This is a genomic window from Streptomyces mobaraensis NBRC 13819 = DSM 40847, from assembly GCF_017916255.1.
GTDB lineage: Bacteria > Actinomycetota > Actinomycetes > Streptomycetales > Streptomycetaceae > Streptomyces > Streptomyces mobaraensis.
In genome coordinates this window covers 266,828-281,878 of sequence record NZ_CP072827.1, presented here as the reverse complement: position 1 = coordinate 281,878, position 15,051 = coordinate 266,828, and the positions used below count along the sequence as shown (strand labels likewise).

General features: G+C 74.1%; 18 protein-coding genes and 1 pseudogene. 10 read left to right on the top strand and 9 right to left on the bottom strand.

The features are described 5' to 3' along the window. Window positions 1-58 precede the first annotated feature (58 nt). Both J7W19_RS01025 and J7W19_RS01020 read right to left on the bottom strand, forming a co-directional pair. Window positions 59-1,036: an aldo/keto reductase gene (locus tag J7W19_RS01025; RefSeq protein WP_040889750.1), complete on the bottom strand. Its 978-nt coding sequence runs from the start codon at window positions 1,034-1,036 to the stop codon at window positions 59-61. A gap of 10 nt (window positions 1,037-1,046) precedes the next feature. Continuing rightward, window positions 1,047-2,009 (bottom strand): alpha/beta hydrolase, encoded by a 963-nt coding sequence (locus tag J7W19_RS01020; RefSeq protein WP_004944730.1) that lies wholly within the window; start codon window positions 2,007-2,009, stop codon window positions 1,047-1,049. Between the two features lie 130 nt (window positions 2,010-2,139). Between J7W19_RS01020 and J7W19_RS01015 the strand changes: the two are divergent. After that, window positions 2,140-2,464, top strand: a pseudogene (locus tag J7W19_RS01015) (TetR/AcrR family transcriptional regulator C-terminal domain-containing protein); the annotation flags it as partial. A 149-nt stretch (window positions 2,465-2,613) separates the two neighbouring features. On the opposite strand, the gene J7W19_RS01010 reads toward J7W19_RS01015, so the two are convergent. The 3 genes from J7W19_RS01010 to J7W19_RS01000 form a co-directional block, all read right to left on the bottom strand. Further along, on the bottom strand, window positions 2,614-2,973 hold the full coding sequence (locus J7W19_RS01010) for a recombinase family protein (RefSeq protein WP_004944735.1): 360 nt from the start codon (window positions 2,971-2,973) through the stop codon (window positions 2,614-2,616). 171 nt (window positions 2,974-3,144) lie between these two features. Further along, complete coding sequence (locus J7W19_RS01005) at window positions 3,145-3,720, bottom strand: TerD family protein (protein WP_004944738.1); 576 nt, start codon at window positions 3,718-3,720, stop codon at window positions 3,145-3,147. Between the two features lie 148 nt (window positions 3,721-3,868). Further along, window positions 3,869-4,456: a hypothetical protein gene (locus J7W19_RS01000; RefSeq protein WP_004944741.1), complete on the bottom strand. Its 588-nt coding sequence runs from the start codon at window positions 4,454-4,456 to the stop codon at window positions 3,869-3,871. Between the two features lie 266 nt (window positions 4,457-4,722). Between J7W19_RS01000 and J7W19_RS00995 the strand changes: the two genes are divergently transcribed. The 6 genes from J7W19_RS00995 (at window position 4,723) to J7W19_RS00970 (ending at window position 10,055) form a co-directional block, all read left to right on the top strand. After that, complete coding sequence (locus J7W19_RS00995) at window positions 4,723-6,252, top strand: LCP family protein (RefSeq protein WP_004944746.1); 1,530 nt, start codon at window positions 4,723-4,725, stop codon at window positions 6,250-6,252. 208 nt (window positions 6,253-6,460) lie between these two features. Continuing rightward, on the top strand, window positions 6,461-6,661 hold the full coding sequence (locus J7W19_RS00990) for a hypothetical protein (RefSeq protein WP_004944748.1): 201 nt from the start codon (window positions 6,461-6,463) through the stop codon (window positions 6,659-6,661). Between the two features lie 50 nt (window positions 6,662-6,711). Beyond that, entirely contained in the window at window positions 6,712-7,326 is a 615-nt protein-coding gene (locus J7W19_RS00985) for a class I SAM-dependent methyltransferase (RefSeq protein ID WP_004944750.1), read from the top strand. Between the two features lie 122 nt (window positions 7,327-7,448). Next, window positions 7,449-8,657, top strand: coding sequence for a serpin family protein (locus tag J7W19_RS00980; RefSeq protein ID WP_004944753.1), 1,209 nt, complete (start codon window positions 7,449-7,451; stop codon window positions 8,655-8,657). Between the two features lie 127 nt (window positions 8,658-8,784). Then, the gene (locus J7W19_RS00975; RefSeq protein ID WP_004944756.1) at window positions 8,785-9,006 is read left to right on the top strand and encodes a hypothetical protein; all 222 of its coding nucleotides are present in this window, start codon (window positions 8,785-8,787) and stop codon (window positions 9,004-9,006) included. A gap of 197 nt (window positions 9,007-9,203) precedes the next feature. Beyond that, entirely contained in the window at window positions 9,204-10,055 is an 852-nt protein-coding gene (locus J7W19_RS00970) for a 2OG-Fe dioxygenase family protein (RefSeq protein WP_233478044.1), read from the top strand. Between the two features lie 43 nt (window positions 10,056-10,098). Here J7W19_RS00970 and J7W19_RS00965 read toward each other — a convergent pair whose 3' ends face one another. Further along, window positions 10,099-10,449 carry a hypothetical protein gene (locus tag J7W19_RS00965; RefSeq protein ID WP_233478043.1) on the bottom strand — a complete coding sequence of 117 codons (351 nt, stop codon included), beginning with the start codon at window positions 10,447-10,449 and terminating at the stop codon, window positions 10,099-10,101. A gap of 254 nt (window positions 10,450-10,703) precedes the next feature. On the opposite strand from J7W19_RS00965, the gene J7W19_RS00960 reads away from it, so the two are divergent. Continuing rightward, entirely contained in the window at window positions 10,704-11,099 is a 396-nt protein-coding gene (locus J7W19_RS00960; protein ID WP_004944761.1) for a DUF5133 domain-containing protein, read from the top strand. On the opposite strand, the gene J7W19_RS00955 is transcribed toward J7W19_RS00960, so the two are convergent. From J7W19_RS00955 to J7W19_RS00945, 3 genes are read right to left on the bottom strand one after another with little or no spacing between them, the layout of a single operon-like run. Next, the gene (locus tag J7W19_RS00955) at window positions 11,072-11,503 is read right to left on the bottom strand and encodes a PRC-barrel domain-containing protein (protein ID WP_004944765.1); all 432 of its coding nucleotides are present in this window, start codon (window positions 11,501-11,503) and stop codon (window positions 11,072-11,074) included. The two genes, J7W19_RS00960 and J7W19_RS00955, sit on opposite strands and share 28 nt — an antisense overlap. Beyond that, window positions 11,503-12,123 (bottom strand): PRC-barrel domain-containing protein, encoded by a 621-nt coding sequence (locus tag J7W19_RS00950; protein ID WP_004944766.1) that lies wholly within the window; start codon window positions 12,121-12,123, stop codon window positions 11,503-11,505. The genes J7W19_RS00955 and J7W19_RS00950 overlap by 1 nt, the downstream gene beginning before the upstream one ends. Next, complete coding sequence (locus J7W19_RS00945; RefSeq protein WP_210455240.1) at window positions 12,111-12,266, bottom strand: hypothetical protein; 156 nt, start codon at window positions 12,264-12,266, stop codon at window positions 12,111-12,113. Before J7W19_RS00945 ends, J7W19_RS00950 begins: the two co-directional genes overlap by 13 nt. A gap of 491 nt (window positions 12,267-12,757) precedes the next feature. Here J7W19_RS00945 and J7W19_RS00940 point away from each other — a divergent pair, with 491 nt between their 5' ends. Beyond that, window positions 12,758-13,435, top strand: a complete 678-nt coding sequence (locus J7W19_RS00940; RefSeq protein ID WP_210455239.1) for a transglycosylase SLT domain-containing protein — start codon at window positions 12,758-12,760, stop codon at window positions 13,433-13,435. Window positions 13,436-13,544: 109 nt separating this feature from the next. Beyond that, on the top strand, window positions 13,545-15,038 hold the full coding sequence (locus J7W19_RS00935) for a bifunctional phosphatase PAP2/diacylglycerol kinase family protein (RefSeq protein WP_004940672.1): 1,494 nt from the start codon (window positions 13,545-13,547) through the stop codon (window positions 15,036-15,038). Window positions 15,039-15,051: the final 13 nt, after the last annotated feature.

Below are 15,051 nucleotides of genomic sequence, written 5' to 3'. Positions count from 1 at the left end.
GCCCACGCCGAGCGGTGCTCGTGCATGGGGTGGTTTCGTCATCAGGGTGCTTCTCTGCTCATTGGTCGATCAGGGCGATGCCGTGGTCGCTGTATCGGGCCCCCTTGGCCCCGGTGTCGGGGACGGCGGCGTCGATGTCGCCGAGGTCGGTGGCGGTCAGGTGCAGGTCGAGGGCGGCCAGGTTGTCGCGCAGGTGGGGGCGGCGGGAGCTGCCGGGGATGGGGATGACGTCGTCGCCGCGGCTGAGGAGCCAGGCGAGGGCGATCTGGGCGGGGGTGGCGCTCTTGGTGGCGGCGAGGTGGGTGATGGCGTCGACGATGGCCAGGTTGGCCTTGAGGCCGTCGCCGTTGTAGCGGGGGGCAGTGGCGCGGAAGTCGCCGGGTTCGTAGCGCGTGGTGGCGCGGACGGCCCCGGTGAGCAGGCCGCGGCCGAGAGGGCTGTAGGCGATCAGGGTGGTGCCGAGACTGCGGATCGTGGGCAGGATGTCGGTTTCGACGTGGCGTTCCCACAGCGAGTACTCGGTCTGGACGGCGCTGATCGGATGGATGGCGTGGGCGCGGCGGAGGGTGGCGGCCGAGACTTCGGACAGGCCGATGTGGCTCACCTTGCCCTCGGCGACCAGGTCGGCCAGGGCGCCGACGGACTCCTCGACGGGGACGGCCGGGTCGATGCGGGCGAGGTAGTACAGGTCGATGTGATCGGTGCGCAGCCGGCGCAACGAGGCTTCGCAGGCACGCCGCAGATCGTCGGGCGAGCCGGCGGGGACCAGGCCTTCGGCAGTGCGGCGGACGCCGGTCTTGGTGGCCAGCACGACGCGGTCGCGGTGCGGTGCGAGGGTCCGGCCGAGGAGTATCTCGTTTGCTCCGTCGCCGTAGAAGTCGCCGGTGTCGAACATGATGACGCCCGAATCGAGGGCCTCCAGCAGGGTGGCCGCAGCCTCGCGCGGGTCAGTGGGGCCGTAGATGCCGGTCATGCTCATGCAGCCGAGACCGAGTCGGGAGATTGCCGGGCCGTTGGGTCCAAGGGTGCGGTGCATCGTTCCTCCGTCACTTCGCCAGGGCCGCGCGGAGGAACGCGAGGATCTCCGCCCGGGCTGCCTCGGCCTGTGGTTCCACACCGGGCAGGGTGAGGAACGCGTGCTTTGCTCCTGGGTATTCGGAAAGTCGCACGGAGGTTCCTGCCTCGCGCAGCCGCTCGGCGTAGCGGCGACCATGGTCGGCGACCGGGTCCTGGGTGGGCACGACCACGAGCGCCGGGGCGAGCCCGCTCAAGGCGTCCGCGTGCAGCGGCGAGACTGTGCGGGCGTCGACTCCCGGCGGGACGGCGAGCCGCTGGATGAGCCGTAGTTGCGGCAGGGCCAGGGTGGGGCTGTATGCGTATTCGGCGATCGAGGGGTGGTCGAACATCGTCCCGGTCACGTCGACTACGGGGTTGACCAGCACCTGCGCCTTGAGCTCCAGGCCGGCCTCTCTGGCGCGGATGGCCGTCAGCGCGCTGATCAGCGCGCCGCAGCTCTCACCGAAGACGGCCGTGCGCGCCGGGTCGACGCCCCACTGCGCGGCCTGCCGCACCACGTGCCGGAGTACGTCCCAGCCGTCGTCGGCGGCGTTCGCGAGCGGTTCGCCGGGGGCGAGGAGGCGGTGCTCGACCGAGACGACGAGCGCGGGCAGCCGCGCGGCGAGGTGGCTGTTGGTCCAGTCGCACTGAACCGCCGTGCCCACGAAGCCGCCTCCGTGAACGTGGACCACCAGTGGCAGGTCGGTTCGGGCTGCGGCTTCGTCGTCTCCCGTCGGTGCCGGCCGGTAGACCCGGACCGGTAGGTCGCGGCCACGCAGCGCGATCTCCTGCCAGTCGATCGCGACACCGGTGTCCGGCTCTCCGAGCATCGCCCGCGCCGCGCTGGAGGCCCGGAAGCGGTTCTCCGCCTCCCGGTAGGCGCGCAGTTCCTCGGTCGTTATCACCGAGAAGTCCGGCTCCGGCGGTCGCGTCACGGTAGTGAGCTCGCTCATGTCTCCTTCTCCCCTCCCGGCCGGATGCCGGGTGCGACGTTGTGGCGAACAGGGCGTTGCACCGATTATGCACGCACCGCGTGCATCGGCAAGTGCATAGATCGGGCTGGGCCCGGGCGAGAGGGGCGAGATGACTGGCCGAAAACGATCGTCGACCGAAGAGATCCTGGACGCGGCGGCGGAACTGCTGCGCACGAGCGACGCCGAGTCGTTCAGACCGAACTCCTACGCGCCGTTGCCGACCGGATCCTGCTGACGGTCATGGACGGCTACCGCCCCGAGGGCGACTGGAAGCAGCGCATCACCGCCCTGGCCCTGCGCCTGCGTGAGGCCTTCGGCGAGCAACTCCAACTCGCGGCGGTGTGGGGACGCTACGGGTCGGGCGGTACCGGATCCCGATTGGTCATGGAGGTGCTGCTGCAGGCCCTGCGCGCGCGTCCGGCCTTTCCGACGAGGCCCAGGTCCCCTGACGTGCCGGATCACGCGTGCCATGTGGACGGGGCGCGTCACTGCCGCAGGCGCCCGGTTGCCGGAGGTCGGGTGTAGAAGCAGCGGCCGGGGATGTCGATGCGTCGTACCGGAGCGGTCAGAGCCGGACGGTCGTTCAGACCGAGCCTGCCCAGCGGCCCGTCGGCTGGGCAGTGGGTGCTCCTGGTGCGGGGCGGGGGCCGGAAACCCTGGCCGCAATCGACTCGTCTGTGACGCCCGCGCCGCCGATGGCCTTGCCGCGCTTGCGCGCGGAATCGTGCCCTTCGAGAGTGCGGTCGCGGATGTACTCGCGCTCCTTCCCGGACACCGCAGCGAGCACAGTGAACACGATGCCGGAGGGGTGGTGGGAGCCCTGCCGTTCGCCGGCGAGCCTCACGGCGGCCTCCAACTCGGGGCGCCGGGTGGCGCGGGTGGAGACCTTCCCCGGGGAGACGCGCGTCACCCCGGCCTCGGCGAGGGAGTCAAGCTGTGGCACAGAACGTTGCGACGGCTGCTCAGCGCTACTTGCCGGGTGGCGGCAGCCATACGAGAAAAGGGCCGTGACCGGGCGTGCCGGTCACGGCGTTCCGGGCGGGGGTCGTGCCGGTGGCTCGTTCGCGACGGCGTTCGGCGCGGCGCCCGCCCGGGAGTTCGGGGGCCCGGCGGCTCAGACCCTGACGCCGTAGTCCTGGGCGATGCCCGCGAGGCCCGAGGCGTAACCCTGGCCGATGGCGCGGAACTTCCATTCCGGGTCGTGGCGGTAGAGCTCGCCGAAGACCATGGCGGTTTCGGTGGAGGCGTCCTCCGTCAGGTCGTACCGGGCGAGTTCGCGGCCGTCGGCGCGGTTCACCACGCGGATGAAGGCGTTGCGGACCTGGCCGAAGCTCTGGCCGCGCTGGGCGGCGTCGTAGATGGAGACCGGGAAGACTATCTTGTCGACCTCGGCCGGGACGGCGGCCAGGTCGACCTGGATCTGCTCGTCGTCGCCGTCACCGCCGCCGGTCAGGTTGTCGCCGGAGTGGACGACCGAACCCTCGGGGCTCCGCAGGTTGTTGAAGAAGACGAAGTGCTGGTCGGACGGCACCTTGCCGTGGGCGTCGCACAGCAGGGCGGAGGCGTCCAGGTCGTAGTCGGCGCCGGTCGTGGTGCGGACGTCCCAGCCGAGGCCGACGGTGACGGCGGTCAGGCCCGGCGCCTCCTTGCTCAGCGAGACGTTGCCGCCCTTGGCCAGGGTCACTGCCATGAACTTCCTCCGGATGACGGTTGATCGGTCGAGTCGGCGCTACGGGGGACATCCCCAGGTGGGACCCTATAGTTTCCTGGTTGCGCAATCAAGAAACCGAATGATGCGAGCAGGAAGGCAAGGTGCGCGCACAAGGCCGGCGGCCCGTTCACTCCGGGCGGCCCGCCTCCTCGATCTGGTGGCGGAGGAACGGCAGCACCCCGCGCTCCAGCAGCGCCCGCCGCCAGGCTGCCCGCGCCGCCGCCACGCGCTCGCCGTCCGAAGCGGCGGGCCGCGCCGTGCGGTTGCGAACCGCGATCACCAGGACGGCGACGACCCCGAGCAGGACCGCCGCGGTCGCCACCGCGACCGCCGTCCAGCCGGCGGCCTGCAGTCCGCGGGCGAGCCGGGCCTGGACGCCGAGGAGGCGGAAGCCGTAGCCGAGGACGAGGAACACCGCCGCCGCGGCTGCCGCGAGCGCCGGGATGAGAACGGCCAGCGCGCCCAGCCCGTTCCCGAGCGGCGACGGCCCGTCGCGCCGGCGCGACGCTCGGGCCTCCAGGTAGGCGCGGTACTCGGGGATCGCGGCGGCGGCGATCGACGCGCGGGACTCCAGCGCCCAGTCGCGCAGCCGGTCGGCGGAGACGGCGGTCGTGGTCCGGAGCGCCTCGGCGATCCGCGGCGAACTCAGGCCCTGTTCAAGGACGTCTTCGAAGTCGGCTCGGTCTTCGGTCCGCGTGGGGTCGGCGCTCGGCATGCACGGTCCTCGTCGTCACGGCGGGCGGGAGCGGGGCGGGGGCGGGAGCGAGGGGAGGGCGAGGGGAGAGCGAGGGAGAGGCGGGCGCGAGGCCGGGGAGCGGCCCGCCCCGGAAGTTCCTACCCATCGGGCGGCCCGCCGAAGTCCCGTACGGCCGCCGTGCGGTGGCGCGCACCCGGCCCGGGCGCCGCCCGGTCGCGCCGTCATTCATACTTGCTATATTGCGCAACCATGAAAATGCGGATGAAGCGGATGAAGGTGTGCGTATGACACGCGCCACGGGTGCCGAGCGTCCCGGCGGCCGACGGACCGCACACCCGAGTCGACGGATCACACGCCCGAGCCGGCGGACCACGCGGCTGAAGCGGCGGCGGCGCGGCCGCATACGCGTCCTCGCGGTCGCCGCCACGGCCTGCGTCCTCCTGCTGCTGGCGGGAGGCGTGTGGTTCTACTGCCGGCTCGACGGCAACATCGACAGCTTCGACGCCGGAGGGCTGTCCAAGAACCGCCCCGCAGGAGGGCAGGGCGGCCGGAACGTCCTCGTCATCGGCTCGGACTCGCGCTCCGGGGCCAACAGCGCGCTCGGCGGGGGAGAAGGGGACGTCGGTCGCTCCGACACCGCGTTCCTCCTGCACGTCTACGCCGACCGGCGGCACGCCGTCGCCGTGTCCATCCCCCGGGACACCCTGGTCGACATCCCGCCCTGCCGCCTCCCGGACGGGACGTGGACCGAGCCGAAGTCCGGCGCCATGTTCAACTCCGCCTTCTCCGTGGGACTCACGGCCAAGGGCAACCCCGCCTGCACCCAGAACGTGGTGGAGAAGCTCACCGGCCTGCGCGTCGACCACACCGTCGTCGTCGACTTCGCCGGATTCGCGGCGATGACCTCGGCCGTCGGAGGCGTACGGGTGTGCCTGCCCGGCGACGTCTACGAAGGGGACCTCAACCCCCACCGCGGATCGCGCGGCGAGCGCATCTTCGCCAAGGGACCGCAGACCGTGTCCGGGCAGAAGGCCCTGGACTACGTGCGGTTGCGGCACGGCCTGGGCGACGGGTCCGACATCGGCCGGATCCGGCGTCAACAGGCTTTCGTCGGCGCCCTCATCAAAAAGGTGAAGGGCGAGGGCTTCGACCCCACCACCCTGCTGCCGCTGGCCGACGCCGCCACCCGCTCCCTCACCGTCGACCCGGGCCTCGACTCGGCCCGGAAGCTGCTCTCCTTCGCCATGTCGCTCAAGAACGTGGACCTGCACGAGACCAAGTTCGTCACCCTGCCCTGGCGTTACCAGGGCAACCGGGTGGCGATCGTCCAGCCCGACGCCGACGCCCTGTGGGACGCGCTGCGGCACGACCGCACCCTCGACGGCGAGGAGACCGGCGGCGGGAGACCGAAGCCCTCGCCCTCGCCCACCTCCGGCGCCGGCATCAGCGTCGGCGTCCACAACGGGACGAACGTCCCTGGTCTGGCCGCCAAGGCCGCCGGCGAGCTGCGGACCGCGGGCTTCACGGTCACCGGCACCGGCGACGCGCCCTCCCGCGAGCGGAAGACCGTCGTCACCTACGGCCCGGGCCTCCAGGACCGCGCGCGGACCGTTGCCGACCGCTTCCCGGACGCCGAACTGCGCTCCGCTGCCACACCGGGGATCGACGTCACCCTGGGTACCTCCTACGCCTCCCACCCGGGACCGGACACCCCCTCGCCCTCCGCGCGGACACCTTCCACCGTGCCCTCCCGCGTGACCGACGAGGCCCGCTCCGCCGACGACGACATCTGCTCGCACATCTCCTACGGGTGACCGAGGGCCGTATCCCGTCCGTACCCCGTGCCCGAACGCCCTTGCCTCCCGGACGCGTTCGCGCTCGTTCGCCCGCTTCCCCTCCGCCCCGCGCCGGTGCAGACTGGACGGCGGTACCGGACCGTCTGTACCCGGACCGCCCGCGAGGGCGGCGGGGCGCGGCGGCCTCGCACGACGCCGGTAGCCGGGGGGATGGTGCCGGACGTCGGTGGCCTCGGCGTACGCGAAGGAGCACGGCGCGCGGTCCGGCACGGCCGACGCGCGCCGGACCGCCGTGTACGACTTCATCACCCACGACCTGTTGGGCAACCTGCTCTCCGGGCTGCTCGTCACCGCGAGCGCCCCGACGGCCCGGAGGCTGCGGGACGGGCTCCGGAACGCCGTGCGCGACCGGCGCCGGCGCCGGTGACCGAGTGCGGCTCGCACCACGCCCGTCAGCGCCCTCTAGAGTGCGGCGGTATGCATGACGGAACCCGCACCGGCCCCCCGCCCGGTACCGCCGGTTACGGTGAGACCGCCGAAGCGCTCGCCGAGCAGTACGAGAGCGTGGACTTCGCCGAGGTGCACCGCGAGGTGCTGCACCTGTTCCCCGAACGCCCGGGCACCGTCCTCGACATCGGGGCGGGCACCGGACGGGACGCCGCCGCGCTGGCCGGGCGCGGGCACCGCGTCGTCGCCGTGGAACCGACGGCCGCGCTCCGCGCGGTGGGCCGGCGGCTGCACGCGGACCGCGACATCGAATGGATCGACGACGCCCTGCCCGGGCTGCGGACCCTGCTCGGACGGCGTTTCGGCCTGGTCCTGCTGACCGCCGTGTGGATGCACCTGGACGAGGACGAGAGGCCGGCGGCCATGGAGACCGTGAGCGGCCTCGTCGGCTCCGGCGGGCGGGTCGTCCTCTCCCTGCGGCACGGACCCGTACCGCCCGGGCGCCGGATGTTCCCCGTCACCGCCGACGAGACGGCAGCCCTGGCCCGCCGGTACGGGCTCGCCGCCCTCCACCTCGCGCACGGCGGCGACCCGCTCGGCCGGGCGGACGTGACATGGAGCCACCTGGTTCTCGAACGGCCCTGACCGGCCAGCCGCTCCACACGCTGCGGAACCCGACGGACGCCCGAGGCGTCCCTGATCTTCGCCATGACCATCGCCATGCCCATGAGCGACGAGAGCCTGTGAGCGAGAGGGGTGGGTGCCCGGTGCCGACCGGACCCGACGAAGAAGCGATACGTTCCGTCAACGACCTGACGGCCGACTGGGCGCGGCTCGCCGTGGGACCGGGCGAGGGGCGCGGAACCGTGTTCTCCGCGGCCGCCGTCTGGCCGCTGCTCGCCCTCCTGGCGGCGGGCGCCGACGGCCCGGCCCGCTCCGAACTGCGCGCCGTCCTGGGCCTGCCGGGAGCGGCCGACGCGGCGGAACGCGGCCGCCGGATGGTCGAGGTGCTGCGCGCGGCCGACGGCGTCGACGCCGCCGTCGGGCTGTGGACGCGACGGGACGTGCCGATCCGGCCGGTGTGGGAGGCGAGGCTGCCCGACGGGGTGCGGGGCGAGCTGACCGGCGACCCCGAGCGGGACGGCCGCGCGCTCGACGCCTGGGCCGCCGGGCACACGGCCGGCGCCGTCCCGTCGATGCCCGTGCCGACCGGCCCCGACCTCGCGATGGTCCTGGCCGGCGCCCTGCTCGTGCGCACCCGGTGGACGACGCCCTTCTCCGAGGGCCGGCTCACCCCCGAGACCGGCCCGTGGCGGGACCGCCGACTGGCCGGGCTGTACCGGACCGGCGGCGACCTCGACTCGGTCCGGGTCGCGCCGGACACCCCCGCCGGGCCGCTGACCGTCGCCGAGGTCCGGGGGGACAACGGCCTGGACGTGTACCTGCTGCTCGGAGCCGAGGGCGTCCCGGGCGCGGACGTCCTCGCGGCCGGCCCGGGCGTGCTCGCCGGGGACCACGTCACCGTTCCCGGCTCCGCCCTGCCCTACGGCGAACCGGGCCCGGGCGTCACCGTCGCCGACGCGACCGGCTGGGACGACAGCCCGGTCCTGGCGGTCTCCACCGCCCGGTTCACCGTCCGCGCCGAACACGACCTCCTCGAACGCCCCGAAGCATTCGGGCTGCGCACGGCCGTCGACCGGTCCACCGGGCACTTCCCGGGCATCAGCCCGGTCCCGCTGGCGGTCTCGTCGGCGCGGCAGAACGTCGTGGCGGCGTTCACGGCCCGTGGGTTCGAGGCGGCGGCCGTGACCGCGTTCGGCATGGCCGCGGCCGGCGTGCCGACGCGGCGTTCACGGCACGTGTCCGCCCTTTTCGAGCGTCCGTACGGCTTCCTGGCCGTGCACCGGCGGTCCGGTCTGATCCTGGCCGCCGGCTGGGTCACCGAGCCCGACGACGCGCCCGACCACCCCTGGTGACCGGTCTCCGGCTTCCCGGCGGTCCGGTGCGCAAGCGTCGTCCCGCCCGGCCCGAGATGCGGCCCGGAAGGGGGGCGTGCACGCTGGAACGACGATCTCGACGTCCCCCACGGAAGGGTGAATGAGCATGATCGTCCAGAAACTGCACGAAGCCGGACTGCGGAGCGAACACGCCTACTGCATGGCCTTCGGCTCGATCGCCCTGACGGTGGTGGCCTGGGCCGGGTCGCTGAAGGCGGAGGGCGCGGGCACCGCCCGGGCCGACCGCTGGGGCATCTTCGTCGGCGAGTGGGCGCCGACGTTCTTCACCCTCGGCCTCGCGCTGGCCCACTACGAGGACCGCGACTGAGGCCACGATCGAGGCCCGGACCGCGAGGGCCCCGGCCGAGGCCCCCGGCCCGGCCCGCGGGGCAGCACGGCCACCGGGGAACCGTCCGCATTCCACGGGCGGTTCCCCCGTGCGACGGCCCGGGCGCGGCCACCGCTTCCCGCCCCGGCGGGAACGACGCGCCGACCGAGGGAGGCGACCACCCGTGGACCACACCCGTGGACCATGTGACCGGCGAGACCGGCGAGACCGGCGAGACCGGCGAGACCGGCGAGACCGGCGAGACCGGCGAGACCGGCGAGACCGGCGAGAGCGTCCGGCCGGGTGGCCCGGCGGCCCCGCCCGACCCGGGCACCGACCCGGTGGAGGCCGCCCGGCGGGCGCTCGCCACCGAGGGCGTGTACCTGCTCACGGCCCCCGACGTACGGGCCCGCCTCGACGCGCGGGACGCCGGCGGGCGCTGGGCGGCGTTCGCCTCCCACTGGGACCGGCTCGCCCCCGACCCGTACGCCGCCGCGCGCGGCGGCCGGCGGCTGCGCCGCTACGGTCAGTTCGCCGTGACGCCGGCCACCGGCGCGATCCGCCCGCTGGACCACGTCCCGTTCGTCCAGCCCGACCGCAGCAACCCGCTCTACGTCGACGTCGACCGCCACTTCGAGCCCCTGACCCCGGACTTCGTCGCCGACCCCGTGCTGCGCGCCCTCCTCCGGCTGCTGGGCCGCACGGCCACCGCCCTGGACGACCGCACCGAGTGGAAGGCCAACGTCCACCCGTTCCGCGTCCTCGCCTCGGCCGACGGCGACGGGCAGCCCACCCCCGAAGGCCGGCACCGCGACGGCGTCACGCTCGTCTCGTCCCTCGCCGTCGCCCGGCACAACGCCACCGGCGGCGAGAGCGCCGTCCACACCCCGGACGGCGACCGGCTGCTGGCCGTCACCCTCACCCAGCCCGGCACCCTGCTCCTGGGCGACGACCGGGCCACCCTCCACGAGGTCTCGCCCGTCCGCCCCCTCGACCCCGGCCGTCCCGCCGTCCGCGACGTGCTGGTGACGACCCTGGTACCGGCCTGAACCACGCCCGGCACCCCTGCTCCCGGGCCCTCCTGCTCCGCCGTCAGGGGCAGTGGTCGCTGAGACCGCAGATCCAGGCCAGCGCGTCGTGCGCGCCCTGGGTGTACAGCGCGGCGCCGGGCGGCTGCGCCGGGTCGTCGAGCTGCACCACGGCCGCGTCCACCTCCGCCATCAGCGTCTCCATGCTCACCCCGCCGTGCGGGGTGGCGCCGGTGACGGGCGCCCCGCCGGGCGCGCCCAGCGCCCACCGGTATCCGGCCGCGGCACCGCGCGCGTACGGTCCGTCCCGTCCCGGCCCGTCTCCCGCCCGGATCCGCCGATAGGCCCGGGCCACCTGGCGGCGCGTTCGCGCCCCCGTCAACAGTTCCTCTACGGCTGCGAGTTCCCCGCTCATACCGGTGCGTGTATCCGCGAGGCCGGAACTGATGCCCTCGGCGGAACGCCTTTGGCGCTACCCCCCGGACGGAGGGGAATTCCCGGTGCACGCGGTCCCTCCAGGGGTGCGAGCGAAGCCGGGGGCGGCCGGGAAAGAGCCGGTGCCGACGGCGAAGCGGAAGGCACCGGTGAACGAAAACGGAATGAGCGGCGGGATCCGGGGCAGGCGCGTCCTGGTCGGTACGCCTGTCCACACCCCTCCGGGAGGAACCCATGCTGCTCGCCCACCCCGCCGTACTCCGCGACCTCGTCGAGCGCCACACGGCACTGCAGCGTTCCGCGACCGCACGGCCGGCGGACCCGGCGATCCGGCGGCAGCTCGCCGACGTGACCTACACCCTGTGCGTGACCACCGGCACCCGCGACATCGCCGACGCGCTGCGGGCGGCCCGCCGGCGGCTGGCCGACGCCCCCGACGCCGCGACGGGCTCCGACGCCCGCTCGGGGGCTCGCTCCGGGGTGCGCGCCGGGGGCGTCTCCGGAGCCGTCGACACGGTCCTGCCCCGCCCGGCCGTCCCGGCCGCCCGCACGGCGCTGCGGGCGGCGGACCGGGCCGTCCGGCCCGAAGGCCGGCCGGCCGGTCACTCCGCGCGGACCACCAGGGCGTAGTCGCCCAGGCCCAGCAGGCGGTGCCCGGACACGTTCCCCTGCGTGGTGTGCACGGTCCCGATGCGCCCGGTCGCGGGGTCGAAGGCGACGTCCTTGACGGTGCCGTGCTCGTCACCCCGGTCGGTGAGCACCCGGCGGCCCAGGATCTCGTGGTGGTCCGGCTCCCGCGCCACCACCGGTTCCGCGGCCGAGCGGACGATGACCGCGTCAGGGCCCACCGCCCGCACCAGACTCCAGGGCAGCCAGGCCCGGCCCCTGCGGGCCGGGCCGCCGGAGCCCGACAGCCGCAGGTGACCGATCAGCCCCAGCGGGGCCTCGACGGCCAGCGCCTCGACGGTGCCGAGCTCGGCCGCCTCGTCGGCCGTCACGACGGGCAGCCCCTTTGTCCCGCTGAACAGCATCATCACAGGTGCTCCTTTCCTTCCGCCGCCGTGCCGGCGTCCGCTCCCCGCGGCCTGGTGTCCGCCGCCCTCGCCGCGAAGATCTCCACCTGCGTGGTGAAACTGGGCAGGTCGTCCGCCACGAAATGGGACGCGCCGGAAGGCAGCACCAGCGCCCGCCCCGAGACGGCCAGCGCCTCGCCCCGGGGCACGAAGACGCCGTTCCGCCCGTGCTCCCGGTGGACGAACGCCTCGGTGGCGGAGATCCGGAATCCGACCACACGGCCATCCGGAGCCACCACGACGTCGAGCACGCTGCCCGCCTCGACGCCCTCTTCCGTCAGCACCTTCGCCCCCGGCACCGCACCGTGCGCCGCCTCGCCCGAGGCCACGACGGCCGCCGGCTCGGCCAGCGCCTCCCGGCCGGGGATCATCACCGCGTGCCGGCCCAGCGCGTGCACCGAGGACCACGGCAGGCTCTGCTTGAGCGGCCCGGCCAGCAGGCCGCGCCCATTGAGCGTGAACCCGGTGATCTGCCCGGCCGCGCCGTCGAAGACCGTGTCCTTGATCTCCGCGACGGCTTCCCCGTCCAGGGTCACCACCGGCCGCTTGGCCAGCTCGGACGCGAGCATCAGCGAGTCCACCGCGTGCCTCCCCTGCCCGCCCGGTGCCCGCGCCGGACCACGATCACCGTTCCGGCCCGCCTGCGCGCCTGTACGCCGGCCAGGGTGCCGGCCACGACGAGCAGGCCCACGGCCGCAATGATCAGCCAGCCCCACCAGAGCATCGTCCACCTCCCGGTCTCACAACCGTCCATGCCGTTGCCGCCCATCGCTTGCCGGCTCCGTGCCGCCGGTGGGCACCGGACCGCATGCCCGCTCCTCCCCGGCCGATGCGCCGCAACCGGCGCGACGGAGCGGGAAGTTGGCGCACGCGGCGGGAACGCGCCGCCGCACGGCGCCGCGCGCGGCGACCCCCGCGGTCCGTATGCGCACCCTCGCCCTGCGTGATCCGGAGGGGGCCGCGGTGTGAGGCCGCGCATAGGGCCTCGATCACATACGGACCTCTTTAGTGCCGTGCGCTCCCGAATTCCCCGCGAAATCGGCCGGTGCGATGCGCTGACAACGAAGCGGGGGAGTAGGTCACAGTGCTTGTCGGGGTTTTCCCGGGCCGCTAACAATTGCTGGACCGCACGGCGCCGTCCGACCGAGAACGGCGCTTTTGCTTGCGCCGGTTCCGGCCGAGTGCGGTTTCCCGATCCGAGAGGTTCAGCTACTGATGCGCTCCAACCACTCCGGCTATACCCGTCTGTCGAAGGTCCACAAGTTCTCCGCCGCCGGCCTTGGTGCCGCCGGTGCCGCCGCGGTCGCTTTCGCGGTGGTCTCCGGTGGCCCGGCGATGGCGGACGCGCGTCCGGCCGTGAAGCCGGTGGCGTTCGAGACCAAGGCGCTCGCGGGTCAGGGCCAGGGCGAGTCGGCGCGTCACGCGGACGAGGCCGCGGCCCGGGCGAAGACCGAGGCGGCGGCGAAGGTGAAGGCCGAGGCGGACAAGCAGCGCGCCGAGAAGCAGGCCGCGAACCGTTCCACCGACCGCAAGCCGCTGCAGAAGCCGGCCGCTCCGGCGCCGAAGGCGTACGGCAATGACCTGGAGGGCTGGATCGCCCAGGCGCTGGACATCATGAAGGCCAAGGGCATCCCGGGCTCGTACGAGGGTGTGAAGCGGAACATCATGCGGGAGTCGACCGGTAACCCGCACGCCATCAACGACTGGGACATCAACGCCGTGAACGGTGTGCCGTCGAAGGGTCTGCTGCAGATCATCGACCCGACGTTCAAGGCGTACCACGTCGACGGCACGTCCTGGGACATCTACGACCCGGTCGCCAACATCGTCGCGTCCTGCAATTACGCGGCCGACAAGTACGGCTCGATGGACAACGTGAACTCCGCCTACTGACGGGGAGCGAAAAACGAAACGCGCCGGAGGGCGGCGGCACCGAATAACCGGATGCCGCCGCCCTCCGGCGCGTCCGCATCATCGCCCGCCGCCGGGGTAGTCGTGGCGCATGCGCAAAGCGGTGAGTTCATGGGACGAGGCGGCCTTCCGCGCGGTGGCGACCCGGCACTGGCCCGGCGCCGACCGCGTACTGCCCCGGTTGTCGCGCAGTGCGGACCGGGGCCTGCTGTGGTTCGGCATCGCGGCCGGTGCGGCCGTCCTGGGCGGCAGGCCGGCCCGGCGGGCCGCGCTGCGGGGCGCCGCGTCGCTCGCCCTGGCCTCGGCGACGGTGAACACGATCGGCAAACGGTCCGTGCGCCGCGAGCGGCCCCTGCTGGACGTCGTCCCCCTGGTCCGCCGGCTGGCCCGGCAGCCGATCACCACGTCGTTCCCCTCCGGGCACTCCGCGTCGGCCGCCGCCTTCGCCACCGGCGTCGCGCTGGAGAACCCCGGCTGGGGGCTCGCCCTGGCGCCGCTCGCCGCGTCGGTCTGCTTCTCCCGCGTCTACACGGGCGTCCACTACCCGGGCGACGTGCTGATCGGGGCGGCGCTCGGCGCGGGCGCCGCGTTCGCCGTACGCGGCCTGGTGCCCACCCGCCGGCAGCTCGCGCCGCCCGCCCGGCCGCAGGCGGACGCGCCCGCCCTCACGGAGGGCAAGGGGCTGGTCGTGGTCGCGAACCCGGGCTCGGGCCAGCGGCTGACCGAACGCCCGGACGTCGTCGAACCCTTGCGCTCCGCCCTGCCGCGCGCCGAGTTCCTGACCGTCGGCACCCGCCCCGACGCCTCCGGCCCCTCACTGGAGGAGGCCCTGGAGGAGGCGGCGGACCGGGCCCGGGAGCTCGGGGGCGCGCTCGGCGTCCTGGGCGGCGACGGCACGGTCAACGCCGCCGCGGCCGTCGCCAGGCGGCACGGACTGCCGCTGGCCGTGCTGCCCGGCGGCACCCGCAACCACTTCGCCTACGACCTGGGCATCGAGACCCTCGGCGACGCCTGCCGGGCCGTCGAGTGCGGGGAGGCGGTCGCCGTCGACATGGTGCGGATCCGGGGCGGGATGGAGCGCGACGAACGGTGGTTCCTCAACACCTTCAGCGTCGGCGCCTACCCGGAGCTGGTCCGGATCCGCGAGCGATGGGCCTCCCGGATCGGCGCCTGGCCCGCCGGGATCCTGGCCGCCGTGCACGTCCTGCGGGCCGGCCGGCCCATCACCGTCGAGATCAACGGCCGGCGCCGTCGGGTCTGGACGGTCTTCGCCGGCAACTGCACCTACCGCGGCCTCGGCGCGGCCCCGGTGCGCCGCCACGACCTCGCCGACGGCGTCCTGGACGTCCGCATCGTCTCGGCCGGCCGGCTGGCCCGCACCCGCCTCCTGGCGGCGGCCCTGACGGGCGGCATCCGCAGCACTCCGCTCCTGAGCACCGCCCGCCTGCGACGCCTGCGCGTCGGCGGGCTGCACCCCGGCGCGCACTTCGCCTACGACGGCGAGACCGCCCCGGTGCCGGGCGGCCTGACCCTGGAGAAGGAGAACGAGGCCCTGGTGGTCTACCGCGTCCCCACCGGCCTGTGAGACGCGCGGTCGG